This window comes from Psychrobacillus sp. PGGUH221, assembly GCF_042055255.1.
GTDB lineage: Bacteria > Bacillota > Bacilli > Bacillales_A > Planococcaceae > Psychrobacillus.
On sequence record NZ_JAQMHQ010000002.1, the window covers coordinates 38746 to 60381 of the forward strand.

The window sequence follows — 21636 nt, forward strand, 5'->3', positions numbered from 1 at the left end:
TACCTCTCCAAACTGATTTTACTTTTTCTGTGATCTTGCTATTCCTGTTTTATTTTTAAGGAAAGCTATTGGAAACCTAAAAATGCCATCCTTTAAGTCCCCTGCTTTTCTTGGTATAATCGGTGACATAAAAGGAGTTCCTAAGGAATTTAACCTTAGTAGATGAGCGATTAACCAAGCAAACGCAAGCATTTGACCCATTAACCCAAACATCCCTGCCGAAATAATAAAGATATATCGAACAAATCTACTTGTATTACTCATTAAAAAGATAGGAGGAAGAAATGATAGTAATGCGGAGATTGCTACTAATACAATTAGAATATTACTTATTAGTCCTGCCTCCACTGCAGCTGTACCAATAACAATACCTCCTACGATACCTATCGTTTGTCCAACTTTTGCAGGCATTCTAGATCCAGCCTCCCTTAGTACTTCTATAATTAACTCGAGAAACAAAACTTCAAAAAGAGGAGGAAAAGGAACTTTTGCCCTAGACTCCTGTAAATTCAATAAAAGTTCATAGGGAAAAATTTCTGGGTGAAACGTTAATATCGATACATACATAGGAGTTATCATTATGGTTAAGAAAAAACCAAAAAATCGAAGGAAACGAAGTAAAGTAGCTGTTGTCCAACGATTATAATAATCTTCAATGGAAACAAACATCTCTAAAAAGGATGTAGGACAAATAAGTGCCGATTGGCTATTATCCATAAATATCGCAATTCTTCCATCGATTAAATAATGTGTTATGCTATCAGGCCTAACCGACATATAGAACTGTGGAAAAGGTGAAAAGGGATTATCCTCTATAAGCTGTTTTAATATAGAAATATCGGTGAAATAAGGTTGGTTTAATTTATCAATTCTGCCTCTTACCTTTTCAAGATTTTCTTTATTTACGATGTCCTCCATATATAGAATAGAAATCTTTGTATTCGTTTCCGATCCAATCGTTCTATCTTCATTCTTTAACATTGGATTACGAATACGTCTTCTTACTAATGATATATTTGTTTCCAATGATTCCGTAAACGCATCTTGTGGCCCTATAACCGTTGATTCTGTCTCGGTATTTGTAATAGCCCGAGTAGGTGCACTATAAGTATCTATATTTACCAACAATTTAGTTTCGTGAAAATACAAAAGTGTATAACCTGAAATGAGTTTTGACGTGACCTCAGAGGCATTGGATGTATCCAACATTTCAGATACTTGATGAATTTGATTTAAATGATTGGCAAGCGGTATTAGAACCATTGCTTGTAACGTCATTTTCTCTACGAGTGAGTTGCTATAAATAACTGTGACTAATCCCTCATCGGTAGGTATTTTTTTATATATAACATCATTAATTTGACTGGTATACTGCTTGATAATATCAATTGGTTGCTCCGGTTTAGCTTTAGTTTTATTTTCTTCTCTTTTTTGAGATGGCCGACCTATTGTGGTACGTACCAACTTACGATTTTTCATTAGTACCACATACCCTTCTTCAAGCTTTAATGACTAGTTTATCCATTTTAAATAATAGTATTCCATAAGATCTAAAAGTGAATTGAACTTTTTCATACGAATTTCGTTCAAGTAAATAAGAAAAGAAAGAGGCGAGCGGTCAAGTGAAAGATTCGAAAGAATGGTTAACAGAAGAACTAACAAAGGTAGAGGCTTGGGAGAAAGATCAAAGTGATTTATGGTTTTGGGAAAAGCTCGGACGTCTCCCTTTTAAAATGATTGATAAATGGACACCTAAATTTATACAAAACAAAATAGGGGTACTTTTGGACGAGCTTGGTCAGTACGTTCAAACTGGTGGTAACTATTTAAGTTCTGTATCTAAGATCCCATCTTATTATCCTGATTTAGGAGTTGAAACATTAGAAGATGTACAAAAACTATCTGTCTCTCTAATGGACAAATCAGTAGCCAATCTTACGAAAAATAGAAAAAACATCGCAACTATTCAAGGTGCTGGAACCGGCATTGGAGGAATTTTTACACTTACACTGGATATTCCGCTCCTTTTAGGTTTACAGTTAAAAACTTTACAGGACATAGCCATTAGCTATGGTTACGATCCTAATGACAAAATAGAACGTTTATTTATTATAAAATGCTTACAATTTGTGTCCGCTGATATTGTTGGAAAACAAACTATTATTTCACAATTATCGAAGTTTGATCATCACGATGAGACCATCAAAAGAGAGGTTGTTTCAGAGATGCAAGGTTGGCGTGAGGTAGTTTTTGCTTATAGAGATCAATTCGGTTGGAAAAAGTTATTTCAAATGATTCCAATAGCCGGACTAGTCTTTGGTGCCTTTATCAACCGTTCCGCTGTCAATGATATTGCAGAAGCCGGCATTATGCTTTACCGTAAAAGAAGAATCAGCGAGAGGCTAAACAATAACGATCATTTATAATAACTAGTCAAAGACTTATGCCATTTAATCTCTATAAAATGGTATAAGTCCTTTTTTATATAAAATACCAATACCATCTAGTAATCTAGCAGATAATTTCTTTGGAAAATAACGTTTTCTATAAAACTGTCTATGGAATTTTTTTAGATGATTCCAACGCATACATTCTTTTGATTGTCTATAACGAGCAACATCAATAATCTTAATGTCCCCATTTGGTGTAATAATAATGTTACGTAAGTGAATATCAGAGGGATTCAATCCTTTATTCGAAGCTAACGATAGTGCTAGATCAATTTCTTTTACTTGGGCTGCGGTTATTTCATTTCCAAGCGTAACATTCTCAAATATCGTATCACCTTCAACGAAATCAATTACTATATAATTGACCCCTGAATCATAAAGAATAGGGTAATAGTCAATTCCTTGAAGCAGTTGATAAATTTCTGCTTCCTCTTGTGCAACAAATATTAAGTCTGGATAGTACACTTTAATTGCAATGTTTGTTGATATTATTCTGAAAACAAATGCACTTCTTCCTACCCCTACAAGCTCTAAGGATTGATCATATGAAATAAGTCGATTTTCTTCGTTTATAATAACTGAACTCGCGAGTGCATAATAATTATTCAAGCTGTGACCCCCAATAAATAATAAAAAGGAATAATACTCCTTCATCTCCTCAACCTGAGGAAGTAGCTTCTAATCGTAAAAAAAACGACATAACCAATATTTGGTCATATCGTCTCTTAGACAAACCTTAACCAAATAATTGGTAAGGTCTCGCTAACAACTTTCGTTGCCAACAAAGCCGAGGAATCTATTCCTGTATTGACGACTTTGCCGTATAGCTACTCCCCTTAACGGAAGATATTTTTTATTTTGTAGGCTTAGTATATGCGTTTCCAAATGGAGAGTCAATCATTTGAATTCGACTACCTGGGGCTCTTCCCCTTTTGTGTTCATTACCCTAACTTGTGTAGGAGTTATTTTTAAGATAGTCAGATCAGGATCATCCGGACCTGTAAACCAACCTTTTAAATCAGCATTCCACACTTTTTCCTTTACATTTTCTTCATCGGATTCCTCTACAGTACCTTCAATTTCTAAAAAAGAATCTCCTAGTCCTTTACCTTCGTACCCGATTAGAATATGCGTGTTCGGATTTTTTTGAACCTCTTCCACTTTGTGTGTCTTTTTACTAGTCGCAGTGTACAGGATAAATTCATCGTTAAAGAAAGTCATATAGCGGGAGTGTGGTTTATTTTGCTGTATAGTCGCCATTGTACCAATTTTGCTATCGTTTAAGATTTTAAGTGCTAATTCTTTTGCCATAAATAAATCGTCTCCTTCCACTCATCTCCTTTTTATTATTCCTTAAATAATCTTAATTAAACATTGATTTTGAAATGAAATATTACCATATTTTCAGAAATTGAATAGCTCGTTGACGTCCCTTTTCCAATAAATCCTTTTTCATTTCTTCCGTCATATCAAATTGCGTAGCACTATAATCCTCCACTGGAATAAAAATTATATTCTTTTCAATTTTTCTTGAAATGTATCTTTCATCATGTGCATTTTTCATTGTTGAAAATAGAGCTTCGAACAACTGTAGACCATTGTTTATTATATGTCCTGGAGCATCCTCAGAGCTACCACTTAGCTTTAAACCAAGGACTGGTCGTTCCTTATTACCATTATCATATATCCACATGGGAAAGTTACTTAACACTCCACCATCCACTACTATTGTATCTCCAGTTCCTGTCTTTAACTTGATCGGTTCAAAGAAAAATGGAATCCCGCAGCTCATTCGTATAGCTCGAGCAACAGGAAAACTGTCAGCAGATATTCCATAATCTCCTAAGTCGTCAGGAATCACAATCATTTTGCCATTCGTCAGATCCGAGGCAACTACTTTTAGTGAACCTGGTTGTAAATCAGAAAATGTATAAACACCTTTTATTGCAAGTTTTTCTAAAAACCAGTTTTCTAATGCTTTTCCTTGATATAATCCCATACGCCAATACAAGTTTAACCATTTCATAAACGGAATAGGAAGAAGTGTTTTTCGAGGATCCAGTAGAGTGTTTGTATCCAGCTCATCTAGTAAATTTTCTATTTCTTTACTTGAAAAACCAGCAGCGATAAAAGCAGCTAGAATTGATCCCGCACTTGTTCCAGCAACTCGTTTGAAACGGTAACCTTTCTCTTCTAACACTTGATATGCGCCGACTAGGGCAAAACCCTTTAATCCACCTCCTGAAAACACCCCATCTATTAACATATCTTTATCCCCCTTTTTTCTTGGTGTTGTTACACTTTAAGAGAAAAATAGGAATAATAGAACTAAAATTGTTGAAACATCTGCAACTCCATCACTTTTAGATAAATCTAACTAATTTAAAAATTTTAATTGATATTATTTATTTGCTTCGTTATAATAAATCTATTATCGAAAAGCGTACTTTTGTACGATATACGTACAAAATATGAATCTACTTTTTAAGGCAAATGTTTTTGACATTAGAGAAATGTAAGGGGTTACATGAACTAAAGGGGGAACATACATGACAATGGAAATTAATCAACAGCTAATTCCACCTAGAACTTTTGGTGAAAAATTAAAAAACATTGGCCCAGGAATTGTCGTTGCCGCTACAGGAGCCGGAACAGCAGATCTAATCACTTCTCTTGTACTCGGCACTCAATTTGGTATGACATTTGTATGGGCAATTATTGTTGGATCTGTTTTAAAATACTTTCTAAATGAAGGCGTAGGAAGATGGTATTTAGCAACAGGTCAGACAATCTTAGACGGCTGGCAACAGTTAGGTAAGTGGGCTACAGGATATTTCGGAGTCTACTCAATCATTTGGGGCTTTGTTTATGGTGCTGCTGCCGCATCCACTTCAGGCATGGCAATGCACGCAATGTTTCCTATTATGCCAGTTTGGGCCTGGTCTATCATTCATGCAATTGTAGGATTTATTTTAATTTGGGTAGGAAAATATCTTCTCTTTGAAAAAGTTATGACGGCTCTAATCGCTGTTATGTTTGTCACGATTATCGGTACAGCAGCTTTATTTTTACCAAGCTTCGGTGACTTTGCATTTGGCTTCGTGCCACGAGTTCCACAAGGTTCTTTCATCCTAATGCTTGGATTGATTGGTGGTGTAGGTGGAACTATCACGATGGCTTCCTATGGATATTGGTTACGTGAGAAAGGTTGGAACGGTAAACAGTGGATCGCAGCAATGCGTACAGATGCAAAAATTGCATATTTTCTAACTGGTTTATTTACTCTTGCAGGTCTCATTATTGGTGCACAATTTTTAGCTGGAACGGGTGTAAGTATTCGAGATGACGAAGGATTAATAAAACTTTCCGAAATGCTAGGAGCTGAGTTTGGTACACCAATGAGATGGATGTTCTTAGTGGCTTTCTGGTCCGCTGCCTATTCGTCACTGCTTGGAGTATGGAATGGAGTTCCCTATCTGTTTGCGGATTTCATCAAAACAATCCGAAAAAATAAACAAGAAGTATCTGTTAAAGACCCAGCATACCGCTTTTATTTATTCTGGCTTACTTTCCCACCGATGATTTTATTCTACTTTGGGAAGCCAGTTGAGCTGATCATTCTTTATGGAGCACTTGGAGCTATATTCATGCCATTTTTAGCACTTTCTTTACTGCTCCTATTAAATTCAAAAACAATAGCAATAGAGTCTAGAAACAAATGGGTACCAAATGCTGTGTTAACTGGTTGTTTAATTATGTTTGGCTATCTTGGAATACAAGAGTTAGTTAAGCTATTCTCTAAATTTATGTAATGGAAAACCCGTTTATTGTATATAAACGGGTTTTCTTTTATTTATGACGATTATTATTCGTTGGCTTTACTTTGTTTTCACTGTCTGCAATTGTCTCTGCCTCATCATTAATGCCTCTTACATCTAAATCATCCGGACTTAAATCGTACCCGTATCCATATTCTTCCCGATCTAATGTATTACTTTTCTTAAGTTTATTTTTGTTTTTGTTATTGTTTGTCATGAATTTTCACCTCCATGAAGAATAACTTGTGCAAATGACAGGTTTTTATTCCATCTCAGTGAATGTAGAACGTATTATCTGCTCATCGATCATTTGTATTACTTTTTTCACTTTTTCTTTTGGAAGCATTGCATATTGATCCCCTATATTCACTTCGAAATAGCAAGTTTTATTCGTTTTTTTATTTACATACCCAGTTAAACCAATGCCCGTTTGTTCATATACATCTATTAAAACCTTTTCCATATCCACTTTAGGTGCCTGGAAGTAGACATGGAACATATTAGACACAGGCTCTCTTGGAATTGTAGAAATTGCTTGACATGAGTTAAAAAAAGAAGCTAATTCCTTTGCATCTTCGTAATACTGCTCCATTTTTGGACATTTTTCTTTGAAATAATAATCCGCACTTATAATATACGGATACAAGCTTATTAAATCACCACCATGTCGTCTTTTCCAAATCTTAGATTCCTCTGTAAAGTCCTTTTCCCCAGCAAGAATAGCTCCAGCAATACCCCCGATACCTTTGTAAAAAGAAACGTACACACTATCAAAAAGACTACAAATTTCAGCAGCTGTTTTATTATAAAAAGGAAGAACCTCAAAAAGTCTTGCCCCATCTAAATGTAGCTTAATCCCTTTTTTACGACAATAGTTAGAAATTTCTTCAAGCGTTTCGAAATCAGGTAATTGACCACCGATTTCTCGTTGTGGCAGTTCTAATAATAAGCAAGCAATATCCTGCTGCATATCTACTACATCATCTAATTTGATTAGTCTATTTTTATCCGCTAACAAAATAGGTTCAATATGATGTAATTCCTTTAAGCCGTTTTCCTCATGAATCTCTAAATGGCATAAAGGATGATAGGCAACTTTTTTCAATTCTTTTTTATCACACCATATACGTAATGCAATTTGTTGGGCCATTGTACCACTGGGGAAAAATACAGCCGTTTCTTTCCCTAAATAAGATGCCATCTTTTCTTGAAAATCTATAATAATCTTTCCATTCCCATAAATATCACTCTCTAAATGGTCGTCTACCTCTTGGAACGCTTCTTTTAAAACGTGTATATTTCTTTTTCCATGTCCATTTATCTGATACTGCGTTTGTCTGAATGATTCAAACAGATTATTTATTTTCGTCATTTTAAATTCCGCCCTTTTATTTTATTTATTCATACAATTCTATATAAATATATTGTAAAAATCATCAAACCATTAGTTTGTCACTAATTCTCTGTCTTGTTGCTAGTTTTATCATATAAGAAAATAAAGAGAGATATCACTTTTTTAAGTGATATCTCTCTTTCAAAGGTTTACTTTTCGCCTTGTCGTTTTAATGCAGCTTGAATGTATGCTTCGAAAATTCTTTTTGAGGCTTCGTCCCCATCCATTGCAAATTCCTCGGGATGCCATTGAAAGCCGAATACAAAATTGTGCTTCGTGCTTTCCACGCATTCAATAATCCCATCCGTTGCTTTTGCAACTACTCGTAAATCTTTTCCTATTTCATTTACTGCTTGGTGGTGAAAAGAATTCACCTTAAATTCCTCTTCTTGCACTAATTCATATAAACGACTATCTTTTTCTACTTTTACAGTATGCGACCTATGTGTTCGCTCAGCCTTTTGTAAATGCTGAATAACAGGCTCCTTTCGCTGGGAGTGAATCGACTGGTATAGAGTTCCTCCAGAAACTATGTTCAGCATATGTAATCCCCGACAAACTCCTATATAAGGTTTATTTAGCTCCAGTATTTTCTGTACCGTTGCAAACTCCATTGCATCGAGTTTGGGTGTGATTCTACCTAGATGAACTATTGGTTCCGCACCATAATAGGATGGGTCTATATCTTCTCCCCCCGTAAGAAAAAGTCCATCGATTTTTTCACAAAGCTCATCTATATCCATATCTGGAATTAAAGGAATTAATACGGGTATACCTCCAGCTTGTGAAATCGCTTGACCATATACTGAGGGCATAAAATAATTTCCATCCTCTTTTACTTCTACCGTTATACCAATGATTGGTTTCATATAATATTCTCCGTTCTTTCATATGTACTACATTAATTTAATATACCCCCTATTTATTTAATAAAAACGAAATTTACCTTCCAATTATTTGCTAATTATAAGTTTGTTTTAGTTCTTTAAGGGAAGAATATGATAGATAACATTTAGAAGGAGGATTCCAATGACTAAGGATAAATATGAAAAAATTCATGAAGAAGTCCCTGGACAAACTCAGAAGCAACAACCTGGTGTAGAGGAAGAAATGACTCCTGCTCCTATTTTTGACGACAAAAACTATAAAGGTTCCGGTAAATTAAAAGGGAAAGTCGCGCTCGTTACAGGTGGTGATAGCGGGATTGGACGAGCAGTTTCTATAGCCTTTGCTAAAGAAGGAGCTAATGTCGCCATTGTTTATTTGGATGAAAATGAACAAGATGACGCTGAAACAACCATAAAGCATATAGAGGAATACGGAGTAAAAGCATTTAGAATACAAACAGATTTAAGTGATGATGAGAATTGTCAAAATGTTGTAGATCAAGTGATTCAAAAATTTGGACAGATAAATGTCTTAGTAAATAACGCTGGAAAACAGTTTCCTACAAAAGACTTTTTAAAGATAACGCCAGATCAATTACAAGAAACGTTTTCTACAAATATTTATGCCATGTTTTATTTAACACAGGCTGCACTCCCTCATATGACAAAGGGAGATACTATTGTCAACACCTCTTCTATCACTGCATATAATGGTTCTCCGGAACTTATTGACTATTCAGCGACAAAAGGGGCTATTACTTCCTTCACACGGTCACTTGCACTTAACTTAGTCGAGAAAGGAATACGTGTAAATGCTGTTGCTCCAGGACCAATTTGGACGCCGCTTATTCCAGCAACTTTTGATAAAAAGAAAGTGGAAGAGCATGGGGGCAATACCCCGATAGGCAGACGAGGTCAACCAGCTGAAAACGCGCCAGCATATGTATTTTTAGCCTCCTCCGACTCCAGCTATATGACTGGACAGACCATCCATGTAGATGGCGGTGACTTTGTCGGCTCATAAGAATAATAACAAAAAGAAGTCTTTTCCTATGGAAAAGACTTCTCAGACTGTAGACAAACTCAAAGAAATTTGAAATTGTCTATAGTCTTTTTTTATTTACAATACATAGTAAGAAATCGTCGATTTCCGTTTTAGGCGCTACGCTTTCCACGGGCACGGCCTCAGCCTTCTCCCTCGCTACGCTCAGTCCGGGTGCTTCGACTCGTGCTGTTCCCGTAGGAGTCTTCGCGCCTTCCACTCCAATCGACTAGTGTTGGCAAATTTATAAAGTGTTGAGTTTCTAAATCTTATAAAACGTTGAAGTGTTGAATATCATGATGATTAAAAACCAAATTAATGAACATGAACAGATAGAGATGCTGACGATTGATTTCTCCTTCATTTATCCATTGGTCGAAAACCTCAGAAGTCTTTTTACTAAGAAAAGACTTCTTTCTATTGCTTCCTAAAAATCAAAATTATCAGGATCTGGTCCTACTCTATGATTTTGATTTAAACGATTAATGCGCTCCATGTCTTCTGTTGTTAATACAAAATCAAAAACGTTTGCATTTTCAACAATTCGATGTTCCTTCGTTGACTTTGGAATTGTAACAACTCCATTTTGTAAGTCCCACCGTAAAATAACCTGTGCCACCGATTTTTCATATTTAGCCGCTATGTTTTTCAAATCATCATTGTCGAGCAATTGTCCCTGCATAAGCGGCGACCATGCTTCTATCTGAATATTTTGTTGCTCACAGAATACTTGTAAATCTTTTTGAGTCAATCGTGGATGATATTCTATTTGGTTCACCATAGGTTTGATTTCTGCGTCTGTTAATAAATCCTTCAAATGATGTATATGGAAGTTACTTACACCGATCGCTTTAACTCGTCCATCTTTATAAAGCTTTTCTAATGCTCTCCATGCATCCTTATATTTGCCTTCCACCGGCCAATGAATAAGGTATAAATCTAAGTAATCTAAGCCTAGTTTAGTTAAGCTCTCTTCATAGGCTTCAATTGTTTTTTCATATCCTAGCTCCGAGTTCCAAACTTTCGAAGTAACAAAAAGGTCTTCTCTTGCAACACCCTCTTCTTCTATTGCTTTACGGATACCTTGTCCAACCCCGACTTCATTACCATATACAGTAGCGGTATCAATACTACGATAGCCATGAGTAATTGCAGTTTTTACTGCATTTACTAGCTCTTGTCCCTCTTCTACCTTAAATACTCCCAGTCCTAACCAAGGCATTTCCACACCGTTATTCAAAGTTGTAGTAGATTGTAAATTTTGCATTGTTTCATTACCTCCGATATTTTTTGTTTTCAGCCAAAGTTCATTCAAGCCCATATAAAGTTACCCTTATTACAATATGTTTAATCGTTTTTTATCTTTTGTTTCCAGCAATCGACTAACAGCAGTTAAAATTGCAGCTATTATAACCATTATTGCTCCAATCCAAGCAGTATGGATTAAACCTATTGAATCTGTCACTACTCCCCCTATATACGAACCAATTGCTATCCCTGCATTAAAAGCAGCTATGTTCATTGCTGAAGCAACGTCAACAGCACTTGGTACAAAACGTTCTGCTAGTATTACAACGTATACTTGAAGTCCAGGCACGTTCATAAATGCAAACAAGCCCATTAATATAATTGTTATTAATCCAGCAATTTTAAATGGTGCAGTAATAGTTAGAATTAGAAGCACGATTGCTTGTGCTACAAACATATAAAATAAAGAACCAATTGGATTTTTATTCGAGAGCTTCCCTCCAATCATATTTCCTATTGCAATTGCAATACCATATACAAGCAAAATAATCGCTATTGTGCCTTGTTTAAATCCGGTTACAGCTTGTAGTAATGGAGTTAGGTAGGTGAATACAACAAATGTTCCACCATACCCTAAGGCTGTAATAAATAATACTAATAATAAACGTCCGTTTGTTATGAGCTTAAACTGATCTCGTATTGTTGTTACAGTACCTTGTCGTAAATCTGACGGAACAAGAACGCTATTTGCGATAAAACCAATTACACCAATGACAATGATTAGGACAAATGCAAAACGCCAGCCAAGCTGTTGACCGATAAATGTACCAAACGGAACTCCGGTTATCGTAGCAACGGTTAGTCCCGTAAACATGATGGAAATTGCACTCGCCCTACGATTTTCAGGAACCAAATCTGCGGCAATAGTTGAACCTATCGACATAAATATTCCATGAGAAAATGCCGAAATAACTCGGGCAACTAATAAGACTGTAACACTTGTTGCACTTGCCGCAATACTATTTCCTATGATAAATACAATCATTATCCATAGCAGTAATGATTTGCGAGGAATTTTTGAAGTTAGGGATGTTAAAACTGGAGCTCCTATCATTACTCCTAATGCATAAAGCGAAACAGTCAGACCTGCTGTTGTAAGTGATATATCCAAGTCTTTAGAAATAAGAGGCAAGAGTCCAACGCTAACAAACTCTGTTGTTCCTATTGCAAATGCACTAATTGCAAGTGCTAGAAGTGCAAACATACTTCTTTTTTTATCTAAACTCATTTCTCTCTTCCTTTCTTGAGTGTGCTGTATGAATAAATCTCCGGAGTACAAAATATAAACATAGTGTAAATACACCAGCAGATGTTATTATGGTTCATAGAGATTTAAAAGAAAAGTACGCACTTTCAAGTAATATAGACACCAAAAAGTTATATAGGTACTTTTTAGTTCCTTTAGAAAGAGGTATTGAATGAAAAAAAAGAAATATAATATATCCGTTGAAGCAACATTAGAAGTAATCGGAGGGAAGTGGAAATGTGTTATTCTCTGCCATCTTACTCATGGGAAGAAAAGGACAAGTGAATTGAAACGTCTTATGCCTGACATTACACAGAAAATGCTAACGCAGCAGTTAAGAGAACTTGAAGCCGATGGGGTAATTAATCGTATTGCTTACAATCAAGTACCACCAAAGGTAGAGTATGAATTGAGTGAGTATGGTCAAAGCCTTGGGAGTATTTTAGATGCATTATGTGCCTGGGGAGAGGTTCATATTACAAAAGTATATGGAGATAAATTTTCTGTCTTGGAGGACAGTATATTAAATGACAAACTTAAAAACGAGATTCCAACTTAATGGAACCTCGTTTTTTATCCGAATTGTCCAAAGTAATAAGCTACACTGGTTTAGTACTTTTACTTTGAATCTTGAGATTGCTTTTCAATTTCACAAATTTCAATCCATTTCTGTAATGATCCAATCACTTCTTTAAAGGCAATACCGCTTGCAGTTAGCTCATATTCCACTTTTTTGGTTGAGGATTCGAGAAATTTTTTATTTACTAACTTGGCCTCGACTAAATCATTTAGTCTTTCTGTAAGTAATCGATCAGAAATGCCTGGAATATTAGCGAGAATTTCGTTATAGCGTTTGGAGCCTGATAATAATGTGTAAATAATCATCCCCATCCAACGCTTGCCCATAAATTCAATCGCTTGATGATAGTTGCTACAATAGTTGCTACATGTATCTTTAGGTTTATCCAATGAAAAACCCTCCATTATTATCACTTTTATTTTATTGTATCATATAAGATTTTATAGTTGACGCATAAACTTACTAATGGTAAGCTTACTTTCGAATAAACTTACTAATAGTAAGTTTCAGGAGGAAACAATATGTCTACAGTAAACGATTCAAATTTGTATACAATTATGCATGCAAGAAAATCAGTTAGAGTGTACGATCCCACTCATAAAATTCCACAGAAAACAATTGAAGAAATTATTAAAGAGGCGACAAGCGCTCCTTCTTCTAGTAACCTCCAGCCATGGAAATTCCTTGTCATTCAAGATGACAAAACAAAAGTAGAGCTTCGCGCGATAGCGAATAACCAAGAACAAGTTGAAACTTCTTCTGCAGTTATAGCAGTATTAGGGAATGCTGAAATGTACAAAAATGTAGAACAAATATATTCCCAAAATGTAGCTGAAGATCATATGGATGAGACTACGAAGGATTTAATGATCACTAGCACAAATCGATCTTATCCATATGCTTCACTTGAAGTGAGAAAAAATATAGCAACCTTTGACGCAGGTCTCATTTCCATGCAGCTAATGTTAGTCGCAAAAGAAAAAGGATATGACACCGTTACTATGGGTGGATTTGATAAAACGAAATTTGTAGAAAGATTCGATTTACCCGAGCACATTTTTCCTGTTGTTCTTATTGCAATAGGTAAGGCAGCTGCACCAGCATATGGTTCATCCCGTCTACCTCTAAATGAGTTTGTTCAATTTATTTAAGAAAAGCATTTATGCAATATTAGCCGAGATTCCAAATTAATGGAATCTCGTTTTTAAATGATTATTTTGTTTTTCATTTATATAGTACTTCTAGAAACCTTTTTTCCATCATATGAATAGAGGGTTGGCTTTTCCTCTACATATGTTTCCAAAAATACAGCACGCCCCCATAGTTGATAAATATAAGGTAATACATTTTCTAAATAGTGAGGGTCTAGCTCCATCCCCTCATATCCATGCTTTAAGTACAGTTCCCCAGTTCGTGAATAATCACCATCTTCCACCACAATGTATGGAAAGCCTCCATTAACTCGCATGGAAACTAGTTGATCTCGTACATGTTCATAATCTTTATCCGTAATTTGATAGTTCCCATTCTTTTTCTCAAACAAATATAAATCTTCCTGCTTCATTAAATCCTTCGTTAAGTAATTTCGTATAAACGAAATATCCGATTCGATTTCTCTTACTTCAAAAATCTTTTCTCTCCCCGAATCAGGCTTAATCCCCAATCTTTTCATTTCCTCTGATGGCTGATTATATCTCTTTTCAATGTCTTCAAAAATTTTCAACCCTAAATAGTATGGATTAATAGTCGTCGCTGATGGCTGGACTACGTTTGCATTTAATTTAGCAAACTCTATCGTTTCATCTGTAGTTAAATTCATTTCTCTTAAAATTCGTTGATGCCAATAAGAAGCCCAACCCTCGTTCATAATTTTCGTTTCTAATTGCGGCCAGAAATAAAGCATTTCTTCTCGCATCATTGTTAAAATATCCCTTTGCCAATCCTCCAATTCACGACTGTACTCTTGAATAAACAACAATAAATCTTTTTCAGGATTAGGGGGAAACTTTTTTCTCTTAATATTTAAAGGTTTTTTATTAACGGATGATTGATCTATATTCCATAAATCATCATAAGGTGTTCTGCGTAGGTCTTCTTTTTCTTCCTCTTCCTCTTGCAAATCATATTCCGGCAGTTTAGGTCTAATAATGGATGGATCAATATGTTCTTGGATAGCCAATACTGCATCAAGAAAGCTTTCTACTTCTTCTTTCCCATAAATCATTTCGTAATTCGCAATTCTTTCTGCTGTTGCTGTCATACTTTCAACCATATCTCTTCTTGTGTTAGAAAAACGAACATTATTTTTAAAAAAGTCACAATGCGCTAGCACATGGGCGATAATAAGTTTATTTTGTATTAAACTATTCGTATCAAGCAAAAATGCATAACAAGGATTCGAATTAATAACTAGCTCATAAATTTGGCTTAATCCAAAATCGTATTGGATCTTCATTTTGTGAAATTGCTTTCCAAAGCTCCAATGCGTAAAGCGAGTTGGCATGCCGTATGCTCCAAATGTATAGATAATATCAGCAGGACAGATTTCATAGCGCATCGGATAAAAATCAAGGCCAAATCCAGAGGCAATTTCCGTAATCTCCGCAATTGCATGATGAAGCTTCGTATCCATTCATTGTCTCCTTTCTGTTATTTTGGCACTTTAAAAAGACTTTTCAAAGCTTCATATACATCTTTTTTATCCTTTAATACATAATGGCGGAACTTTGGGTCATTAATTGTTTTATACGTATTCATTAACGTAGAATATCGGCTATGGGGATTCACTTCTCCATACCCAAACATACTAGATACTTCCATTAGTTGGGTTACAAGCTTCATACATTTTTCATTGTCACTTGTCATATTTTCACCGTCTGAAAAGTGAACAGGATAAATATTAAATTGATTAGGACTATACTTTTCTTCAATCAGTGCTAGTGCCTGGTAATATGCAGATGAACAAATTGTTCCACCGCTTTCACCTTTCGAGAAAAATGCCTCTTCCGTTACAACTTTAGCCTCCGTATGATGTGCTATAAATTCAATATCTACGGATTTATATTTCGATCTTAAAAATCGAGCCATCCAAAAAAAGAAACTTCTTGCACAATACTTCTCAAAAGCACCCATCGATCCACTCGTGTCCATCATCGCAAGGACAACTGCTTTTGACTCTGGTTTTGTCACTTCATCCCATGTTTTAAAACGTAAATCATCATTATGAAGTGGTGAAATTTCTGCTTTCCCTTTCATCGCATTTCTTTTAATAGCAGTCATTATTGTACGCTTCTTATCGATATTTCCCATAAGTCCTTTTTTACGTATATCATTAAATTCGACTTTATCCGTTATAATGTTTGCCTGTTCTTTTTGCTGTAAATTCGGTAATTCCATCTCTTTAAAAAGTACGCTTTCTAATTCTGCTATAGTCACTTCTGCCTCGTAATAGTCTTTTCCTGCTTTATCTCCAGCTTGTTTTCCTTGACCGGAAGCCTGTTCTCCTTCACCGGAATCACGAGCAATCACATCTCCTACCTGACTGTCGCCATCCCCTTGGCCAACATGTTTGGTTTTATCATAGTTGTAACGAATCTTATATTCATCCAATGAACGAATTGGTATTTTAATTACTTCTCGTCCATTTGACATAATAATGCTTTCTTCACTGATCAAGTCTGGTAAATTGTCTTTAATAGCTTCTTTCACTTTATCCATATGACGTTGCTGATCTTGGTAACCTTTACGGTGCAATGACCAGTTTTCCTGTGAGATGACGTAATGATTCTCTTGTTTTTCATTCATTTTCATCAACACCTACCTATTGTTTATCATATGCCAGCTACTCAAAGTTATTGCCAATGTATATAAAAAAACAAGACCAATATAAAAATCAGTCTTGTTCTTCTTTATTACCTGTTGAGTAGACTACCTACATACCGCAATAACTCGTTTGCTGAAGTGGAATTATAGCCATGTTCATCTATTAGTCTTGCAACAACCTCATTTACCTTCTTCAGCTGAGTCTCATCTGGGGTTTTAGAAGAAGTGGTTATTTTCACAACATCTTTTAAATCTGCAAAAAGTTTCTTTTGAATAGCTTCACGCAAACGTTCATGAGAATTATATTCAAAACGTTTTCCTTTTCTAGCATATGCAGAGAGTCGAATTAGGATTTCCTCTCTAAAAGCTTTCTTCGCGTTTTCTGAAATACCAATTTGTTCTTCAATCGAGCGCATCAATTTTTCATCTGGATTCATTTCTTCACCCGTAAGTGGATCTCTCATTTTGTTTTTATTACAATAAGCCTCCACATTATCCAAGTAATTGTTCATTAAGGAAATGGCTGACTCTTCATATGAATAAACAAACGCTTTTTGAACTTCTTTTTTCGCGATTTCATCATATTCTTTTCTGGCAATAGCAATGTAATTCATGTATTTTTCACGATCTTCTTGTGATATAGATGCATGTTGATCAAGACCTTCTTTTAAAGCTCTTAATACGTCCAACGCATTAATAGAAGGGATTTCCTTCCGTATGATTGCAGAAGAAATTCTATTAATGACGTAACGTGGATCTATTCCATGCATTCCCTCGTTCACAGTTTCCTTTTTCAATTCCTCCACATCAATTTCGTTAAATCCTTCCACGCTTTCTCCATCATAAAGTCGCATTTTCTTTACAATATCAATGCCTTGCTTTTTAGGAACTTCCAGTCTTGTTAAAATGGAAAAGATAGCAGCTGCCCTTAACGCATGGGGTGCAATATGAACATGCGTCATATCACTTTCCTTAATCATTTTTTCATATATGCGTTCTTCCTGACTTACTTTTAAATTATACGGAATAGGCATAACGATAATTCTTGAATGTAGTGCTTCATTCTTTTTATTGGAAATAAAAGAACGGTATTCTGTTTCGTTTGTATGCGCTACTATCAACTCATCAGCACTAATTAAAGCAAATCTTCCTGCTTTAAAATTTCCTTCTTGCGTTAACGATAATAAATGCCATAGAAATTTTTCATCTAGTTTCAGCATTTCTTGAAATTCCATCATTCCACGATTCGCTTTATTTAATTCACCATCGAAACGATATGCACGTGGATCTGATTCTGAGCCAAACTCTGCAATTGTTGAAAAATCGATACTCCCTGTTAAATCAGCGATATCTTGCGACTTAGGATCAGATGGAGTAAATGTTCCTATTCCGACCCGTTTGTCTTCTGAGAAAAAAATTCTCTCTACTCTAACATTTTCAATTCGTCCATCGTATTCTTTTTCTAGTCTCATCGTATTAAGTGGCGACAAACTACCCTCAATACGGATTCCATATTCATCTACAAAATCTTCCCGTAAATGTTGTGGAATTAGGTGGAGCGGATCTTCATGCATAGGGCACCCTTGTATAGCATAAACTGCTCCCTCATCAGTTCTAGAATACTGCTCTAGTCCTCGTTTTAACAATGTAACAATGGAGGATTTACCTCCACTAACAGGTCCCATCAATAAAAGAATTCGTTTTCGAACGTCTAATCTTTTTGCAGCTGGATGAAAATATTCTTCTACCAAGCGTTCAATCGCTGTCTCTAATCCAAATATTTCTTTCCCAAAGAAATGGTACATCTTAAGTCCATCTCTCTCCGTTAGCCCTGAGCTTTTAATCATGTTATATACACGAGAATGTGCAGTTTGGGCAACTTCTGGTCTATCCCTCACAATGGCTAAATACTCCTCGAACGTGCCTTCCCACTTAAGTTTACTCTCTTCTTCACGGTAGTTCCTAACCTTGTTCAAAATATCCATTTATTCCCTCCATTCAGGGGCATTGTTTTATACATAGTATGAAAAGAGAGAATTTATGATACCTATTAATTTTGTAGATGCTAATTCTTTCTTACATGAACTACACATTATTTAATTACGATTTATGTTTAATATCAATTTGTTTTAGGGTATCTACTCAGTAAGTATGTCGAAACACCACTAATTGTAGAATTGGAGGAATTATTATGACGATGAAATCAATTGCAGGGGAAAAATGGTGGAAAATCGGTGCTGCTGCATTTCTTTCAGTAGGTTTATTGGCTGGTTGTGGAGACGGTGAAAATGAATCAGATGTGGATGACAATATGGAAGAAGATGTAGATCAAGAAATGGAAGAGGAAGACAAAGACGGTGAATAAGTTATAAAAATGCGGTGTTCTAAAATAAATTTAGAACACCGCATTTTATTATTTTTCTATTCTTTTTCTTTTTATCGTCCAATACACAGCAAAAGTTATAACACACAAAATGAGGAGCACAGGTAAGTTCCCAATGAAAAATACAATAACTCCCGAGCCAGCAGTCAATATCACATTAGTACTCGTGACAAATTGCTTCTTTGTTTTTTCCCATGTATTTAAATCTTTGTTTTCTATCTCAGGAACGATTACACGGTTTTCATACAAGGCTATTTCGATTGTTGAAAAAGATGTTTGATTTTCTAAATAGTTAACCTTACCAACTAGGACTTCAATTTCTTCTTGAACGTTCGCTAAATCAGACGAAATTTTCAATAAATCCTCGGTTTTCTCTGCATTTTCCATAAATGTTAGCAAACGTTCCTCCACAACTCTCTTCGATTTGATGCGAGAGGTTAAGTCGACAAATTGCTCGGTCACATCCTGACCAGTAACATTACGTTCTATCACTTTTGAAGCTTCTCCCTCTGCTTCGGATAAGAAAGTTTCAAAATAATGTTCTGGAATTCGAACAATTATATTACCACTACTTGATAGATCATCTTCCTGATACACATCCGAACTCACAATATATCCACCATACTTTTTAACCTTTTGTTCAATATTATTCTGCGCCTTCGCGAGTTCTTTTACATTTGCCTTAATAATTGCTTTGTGAATAATCATACGCTCAGTTGAAGTTTCAGATATAACTTCTGAATCATCCACTGGTCTATCCTCTTCTACCACTTCGAGTGAACTCTTCTCCTCTTTGACAGAGTAGATAGCAGAGTCGTTCGCTTCCTCTGTTTTAATTTCTTCTGCCATCTCCTTATTGCTACAAGCGATGAGAAAACCAAATAAACCGATAAAAAATAATAGCAAAACTATTTTTTTCATTGCCATTTGCCCCCTATCTTTGAACAATCAGACGATTTCGGCTAAGAATCGTTACACAATATCTAGAAAATTTTTCTATTTATCAGTCTACTATGCTAATGATGCACCAAATTAGCAGATGAGAAATTTTTACTTTTTTCACAAAAACACTTAATTTATTGAAATATTTAGATAGAATATAGATAAGAATTAAGGAGGGTTTTCATGGACATTAACTTAAAAAAGAAAGATTGTGATCTAAAATGATAATATTAAAAGGACATGGGCTTACATTAGAAAATATGAGAGCCATTTTATATCAAACAAAAGAAGTGAAATTGGATCAAAAAGCAATAGAACTAGTGCAAAATAGCCGGAAAGCTGTTGAAAGAATCGTAAAAGAGAAGAGCACTGTATATGGTATTAATACTGGTTTTGGTAAATTTAGTGATGTTAGCATTGAGGAAGAGGATGTTCATGCGCTACAGCTCCATCTCATACGTTCCCATGCATGTGGTATCGGGCAACCATTTGATGAAATAGTGTCTCGTGCAATGGTTATTCTACGCCTAAATGCCTTATTAAAAGGATTTTCTGGAATTCGACTTGAGGTACTTGAACGACTTGCATTCATGGTAAATAATCATATTCACCCTGTAATTCCTCAGCAAGGTTCTCTCGGGGCATCGGGTGATTTAGCTCCCCTTTCACATTTAGCACTGGTTTTAATTGGTGAAGGTTTTGTTTGGGATGGAGATAAACATGTCCCTTCTAATGAAATATGGGCTAAACATAACTTGACACCTATTGTTCTTGAAGCAAAAGAAGGTCTTGCACTTATCAATGGAACCCAAGCAATGACTGCACAAGGAGTAGTAAACTGGTTGGAATCAGAAACACTTGCATACCAAAGTGAGTGGATTGCTTCTATGACGATTGAAGCACTTCAAGGAATAACAGACGCTTTTCATCCTGCAATCCACGAGGCACGTGGATATCCTGAGCAAATATCTGTTGCAAAACGTGTTCTTCAATGGCTTGAAGGGAGCAAACTTGTTACAAAGCAAGGAGAAAAACGTGTACAAGATGCATATTCTCTACGCTGTATCCCTCAAATTCATGGAGCCAGCTGGCAAGTACTAAGTTATGTCAAAGAAAAATTAGAAATTGAAATGAATGCTGCAACAGATAACCCTTTAATTTTTGATGATGGTGAATTAGTCATTTCTGGAGGCAACTTTCACGGGCAACCAATCGCTTTTGCAATGGATTTCTTAAAGATTGCTATAGCAGAGCTAGCAAACGTTTCGGAGCGTAGAATTGAACGATTAGTGAACCCCCAATTGAATGAGGGTCTTCCTCCCTTTTTAAGTCCACAACCCGGACTACAATCCGGTGCCATGATTATGCAATATGCGGCTGCAAGCTTAGTATCAGAAAACAAAACACTTGCTCATCCTGCTTCTGTCGATTCTATTCCTTCTTCTGCAAACCAAGAAGATCATGTAAGTATGGGAACAATAGGCGCTCGACATGCTAACCAAATTATTCAAAATGCACGAAGAGTACTTGCTATCGAATTAATTTGTGCCATCCAAGGCATTGAATATCGAGGTATAGATTTAATGGCTCCATCACTGTCTAAAAAATGGCATGATATAAGAGAATTTGTTCCTTCCATTACGAAAGACAGGATCTTTAGTTTAGATATAGAAAACTTGAATAAATACTTAAAATCAGAGACAGCTATAACAATATAGTTAAATAAGAAAACGGCGAATGGAAAACGATCATTCGCCGTTTTCTT

The 21636-nt window shown here is 35.6% G+C and carries 21 protein-coding genes; 7 read left to right on the top strand and 14 right to left on the bottom strand.

What is annotated here, in order from left to right:
• Positions 1-18: 18 nt before the first annotated feature.
• Positions 19-1479 (bottom strand): spore germination protein, encoded by a 1461-nt coding sequence (locus PGC35_RS04145; protein ID WP_375218302.1) that lies wholly within the window; start codon positions 1477-1479, stop codon positions 19-21.
• A 143-nt stretch (positions 1480-1622) separates the two neighbouring features.
• Here PGC35_RS04145 and PGC35_RS04150 point away from each other — a divergent pair, with 143 nt between their 5' ends.
• Positions 1623-2426 carry an EcsC family protein gene (locus tag PGC35_RS04150; RefSeq protein ID WP_375218303.1) on the top strand — a complete coding sequence of 268 codons (804 nt, stop codon included), beginning with the start codon at positions 1623-1625 and terminating at the stop codon, positions 2424-2426.
• Positions 2427-2450: 24 nt separating this feature from the next.
• On the opposite strand, the gene PGC35_RS04155 is transcribed toward PGC35_RS04150, so the two are convergent.
• The 3 genes from PGC35_RS04155 to PGC35_RS04165 all read right to left on the bottom strand — a co-directional run bounded on the left by PGC35_RS04155 (position 2451) and on the right by PGC35_RS04165 (position 4716).
• Positions 2451-3059, bottom strand: a complete 609-nt coding sequence (locus PGC35_RS04155) for a protein kinase family protein (protein WP_375218304.1) — start codon at positions 3057-3059, stop codon at positions 2451-2453.
• Between the two features lie 288 nt (positions 3060-3347).
• Complete coding sequence (locus PGC35_RS04160) at positions 3348-3761, bottom strand: pyridoxamine 5'-phosphate oxidase family protein (RefSeq protein WP_275788537.1); 414 nt, start codon at positions 3759-3761, stop codon at positions 3348-3350.
• Positions 3762-3843: 82 nt separating this feature from the next.
• Positions 3844-4716: a patatin-like phospholipase family protein gene (locus PGC35_RS04165; protein WP_375218305.1), complete on the bottom strand. Its 873-nt coding sequence runs from the start codon at positions 4714-4716 to the stop codon at positions 3844-3846.
• Positions 4717-4999: 283 nt separating this feature from the next.
• On the opposite strand from PGC35_RS04165, the gene PGC35_RS04170 reads away from it, so the two are divergent.
• Positions 5000-6262 carry an Nramp family divalent metal transporter gene (locus PGC35_RS04170; protein ID WP_275788540.1) on the top strand — a complete coding sequence of 421 codons (1263 nt, stop codon included), beginning with the start codon at positions 5000-5002 and terminating at the stop codon, positions 6260-6262.
• Positions 6263-6299: 37 nt separating this feature from the next.
• Here the strand turns inward: PGC35_RS04170 and PGC35_RS04175 are convergent, their stop codons facing one another.
• From PGC35_RS04175 to PGC35_RS04185, 3 genes are all read right to left on the bottom strand, one after another.
• Positions 6300-6485 (bottom strand): hypothetical protein, encoded by a 186-nt coding sequence (locus tag PGC35_RS04175; protein ID WP_053590762.1) that lies wholly within the window; start codon positions 6483-6485, stop codon positions 6300-6302.
• Positions 6486-6530: 45 nt separating this feature from the next.
• Positions 6531-7640 (bottom strand): threonine aldolase family protein, encoded by a 1110-nt coding sequence (locus PGC35_RS04180; protein ID WP_375218306.1) that lies wholly within the window; start codon positions 7638-7640, stop codon positions 6531-6533.
• A 170-nt stretch (positions 7641-7810) separates the two neighbouring features.
• Positions 7811-8530, bottom strand: coding sequence for a gamma-glutamyl-gamma-aminobutyrate hydrolase family protein (locus PGC35_RS04185; RefSeq protein ID WP_056828574.1), 720 nt, complete (start codon positions 8528-8530; stop codon positions 7811-7813).
• Between the two features lie 160 nt (positions 8531-8690).
• On the opposite strand from PGC35_RS04185, the gene PGC35_RS04190 reads away from it, so the two are divergent.
• Positions 8691-9572: an SDR family oxidoreductase gene (locus PGC35_RS04190; RefSeq protein WP_375218307.1), complete on the top strand. Its 882-nt coding sequence runs from the start codon at positions 8691-8693 to the stop codon at positions 9570-9572.
• Between the two features lie 445 nt (positions 9573-10017).
• Here PGC35_RS04190 and PGC35_RS04195 read toward each other — a convergent pair whose 3' ends face one another.
• Both PGC35_RS04195 and PGC35_RS04200 read right to left on the bottom strand, forming a co-directional pair.
• On the bottom strand, positions 10018-10857 hold the full coding sequence (locus tag PGC35_RS04195; protein ID WP_375218308.1) for an aldo/keto reductase: 840 nt from the start codon (positions 10855-10857) through the stop codon (positions 10018-10020).
• A 69-nt stretch (positions 10858-10926) separates the two neighbouring features.
• Positions 10927-12126, bottom strand: coding sequence for an MFS transporter (locus PGC35_RS04200; protein WP_375218309.1), 1200 nt, complete (start codon positions 12124-12126; stop codon positions 10927-10929).
• Between the two features lie 190 nt (positions 12127-12316).
• On the opposite strand from PGC35_RS04200, the gene PGC35_RS04205 reads away from it, so the two are divergent.
• Positions 12317-12703 (top strand): winged helix-turn-helix transcriptional regulator, encoded by a 387-nt coding sequence (locus PGC35_RS04205; RefSeq protein ID WP_056828582.1) that lies wholly within the window; start codon positions 12317-12319, stop codon positions 12701-12703.
• A gap of 59 nt (positions 12704-12762) precedes the next feature.
• Here the strand turns inward: PGC35_RS04205 and PGC35_RS04210 are convergent, their stop codons facing one another.
• Complete coding sequence (locus PGC35_RS04210) at positions 12763-13113, bottom strand: winged helix-turn-helix transcriptional regulator (protein ID WP_375218310.1); 351 nt, start codon at positions 13111-13113, stop codon at positions 12763-12765.
• Positions 13114-13245: 132 nt separating this feature from the next.
• Here PGC35_RS04210 and PGC35_RS04215 point away from each other — a divergent pair, with 132 nt between their 5' ends.
• The gene (locus PGC35_RS04215) at positions 13246-13875 is read left to right on the top strand and encodes a nitroreductase family protein (protein WP_375218311.1); all 630 of its coding nucleotides are present in this window, start codon (positions 13246-13248) and stop codon (positions 13873-13875) included.
• A gap of 77 nt (positions 13876-13952) precedes the next feature.
• On the opposite strand, the gene PGC35_RS04220 is transcribed toward PGC35_RS04215, so the two are convergent.
• From PGC35_RS04220 to PGC35_RS04230, 3 genes are all read right to left on the bottom strand, one after another.
• Positions 13953-15356, bottom strand: a complete 1404-nt coding sequence (locus tag PGC35_RS04220) for a SpoVR family protein (protein WP_056828588.1) — start codon at positions 15354-15356, stop codon at positions 13953-13955.
• Between the two features lie 17 nt (positions 15357-15373).
• Positions 15374-16528, bottom strand: coding sequence for a sporulation protein YhbH (gene yhbH, locus PGC35_RS04225; RefSeq protein ID WP_056828590.1), 1155 nt, complete (start codon positions 16526-16528; stop codon positions 15374-15376).
• 107 nt (positions 16529-16635) lie between these two features.
• Positions 16636-18531: a PrkA family serine protein kinase gene (locus PGC35_RS04230; protein WP_053590773.1), complete on the bottom strand. Its 1896-nt coding sequence runs from the start codon at positions 18529-18531 to the stop codon at positions 16636-16638.
• A gap of 206 nt (positions 18532-18737) precedes the next feature.
• Here PGC35_RS04230 and PGC35_RS04235 point away from each other — a divergent pair, with 206 nt between their 5' ends.
• A complete protein-coding gene (locus PGC35_RS04235; RefSeq protein WP_375218312.1) occupies positions 18738-18911 on the top strand; it encodes a hypothetical protein in 174 nt (57 codons plus the stop codon).
• A 48-nt stretch (positions 18912-18959) separates the two neighbouring features.
• Here the strand turns inward: PGC35_RS04235 and PGC35_RS04240 are convergent, their stop codons facing one another.
• A complete protein-coding gene (locus tag PGC35_RS04240; RefSeq protein ID WP_375218313.1) occupies positions 18960-19850 on the bottom strand; it encodes a DUF4349 domain-containing protein in 891 nt (296 codons plus the stop codon).
• Between the two features lie 242 nt (positions 19851-20092).
• Between PGC35_RS04240 and hutH the strand changes: the two genes are divergently transcribed.
• Positions 20093-21589 (top strand): histidine ammonia-lyase, encoded by a 1497-nt coding sequence (gene hutH, locus PGC35_RS04245; protein ID WP_375218314.1) that lies wholly within the window; start codon positions 20093-20095, stop codon positions 21587-21589.
• Positions 21590-21636 lie beyond the last annotated feature (47 nt).

What these genes read in the sequence shown, in the direction of transcription:
- PGC35_RS04235 (WP_375218312.1), top strand. Translation starts at nt 18,738, where the DNA reads ATGACGATGAAATCAATTGCAGGGGAAAAATGGTGGAAAATCGGTGCT.
- PGC35_RS04230 (WP_053590773.1), bottom strand. Translation starts at nt 18,531, where the DNA reads ATGGATATTTTGAACAAGGTTAGGAACTACCGTGAAGAAGAGAGTAAA.
- PGC35_RS04195 (WP_375218308.1), bottom strand. Translation starts at nt 10,857, where the DNA reads ATGCAAAATTTACAATCTACTACAACTTTGAATAACGGTGTGGAAATG.
- yhbH (WP_056828590.1), bottom strand. Translation starts at nt 16,528, where the DNA reads ATGAATGAAAAACAAGAGAATCATTACGTCATCTCACAGGAAAACTGG.
- PGC35_RS04165 (WP_375218305.1), bottom strand. Translation starts at nt 4,716, where the DNA reads ATGTTAATAGATGGGGTGTTTTCAGGAGGTGGATTAAAGGGTTTTGCC.
- PGC35_RS04175 (WP_053590762.1), bottom strand. Translation starts at nt 6,485, where the DNA reads ATGACAAACAATAACAAAAACAAAAATAAACTTAAGAAAAGTAATACA.
- PGC35_RS04220 (WP_056828588.1), bottom strand. Translation starts at nt 15,356, where the DNA reads ATGGATACGAAGCTTCATCATGCAATTGCGGAGATTACGGAAATTGCC.
- PGC35_RS04160 (WP_275788537.1), bottom strand. Translation starts at nt 3,761, where the DNA reads ATGGCAAAAGAATTAGCACTTAAAATCTTAAACGATAGCAAAATTGGT.
- PGC35_RS04190 (WP_375218307.1), top strand. Translation starts at nt 8,691, where the DNA reads ATGACTAAGGATAAATATGAAAAAATTCATGAAGAAGTCCCTGGACAA.
- PGC35_RS04240 (WP_375218313.1), bottom strand. Translation starts at nt 19,850, where the DNA reads ATGAAAAAAATAGTTTTGCTATTATTTTTTATCGGTTTATTTGGTTTT.
- PGC35_RS04180 (WP_375218306.1), bottom strand. Translation starts at nt 7,640, where the DNA reads ATGACGAAAATAAATAATCTGTTTGAATCATTCAGACAAACGCAGTAT.
- PGC35_RS04145 (WP_375218302.1), bottom strand. Translation starts at nt 1,479, where the DNA reads ATGAAAAATCGTAAGTTGGTACGTACCACAATAGGTCGGCCATCTCAA.
- PGC35_RS04200 (WP_375218309.1), bottom strand. Translation starts at nt 12,126, where the DNA reads ATGAGTTTAGATAAAAAAAGAAGTATGTTTGCACTTCTAGCACTTGCA.
- PGC35_RS04215 (WP_375218311.1), top strand. Translation starts at nt 13,246, where the DNA reads ATGTCTACAGTAAACGATTCAAATTTGTATACAATTATGCATGCAAGA.
- PGC35_RS04185 (WP_056828574.1), bottom strand. Translation starts at nt 8,530, where the DNA reads ATGAAACCAATCATTGGTATAACGGTAGAAGTAAAAGAGGATGGAAAT.
- PGC35_RS04170 (WP_275788540.1), top strand. Translation starts at nt 5,000, where the DNA reads ATGACAATGGAAATTAATCAACAGCTAATTCCACCTAGAACTTTTGGT.
- hutH (WP_375218314.1), top strand. Translation starts at nt 20,093, where the DNA reads ATGATAATATTAAAAGGACATGGGCTTACATTAGAAAATATGAGAGCC.
- PGC35_RS04205 (WP_056828582.1), top strand. Translation starts at nt 12,317, where the DNA reads ATGAAAAAAAAGAAATATAATATATCCGTTGAAGCAACATTAGAAGTA.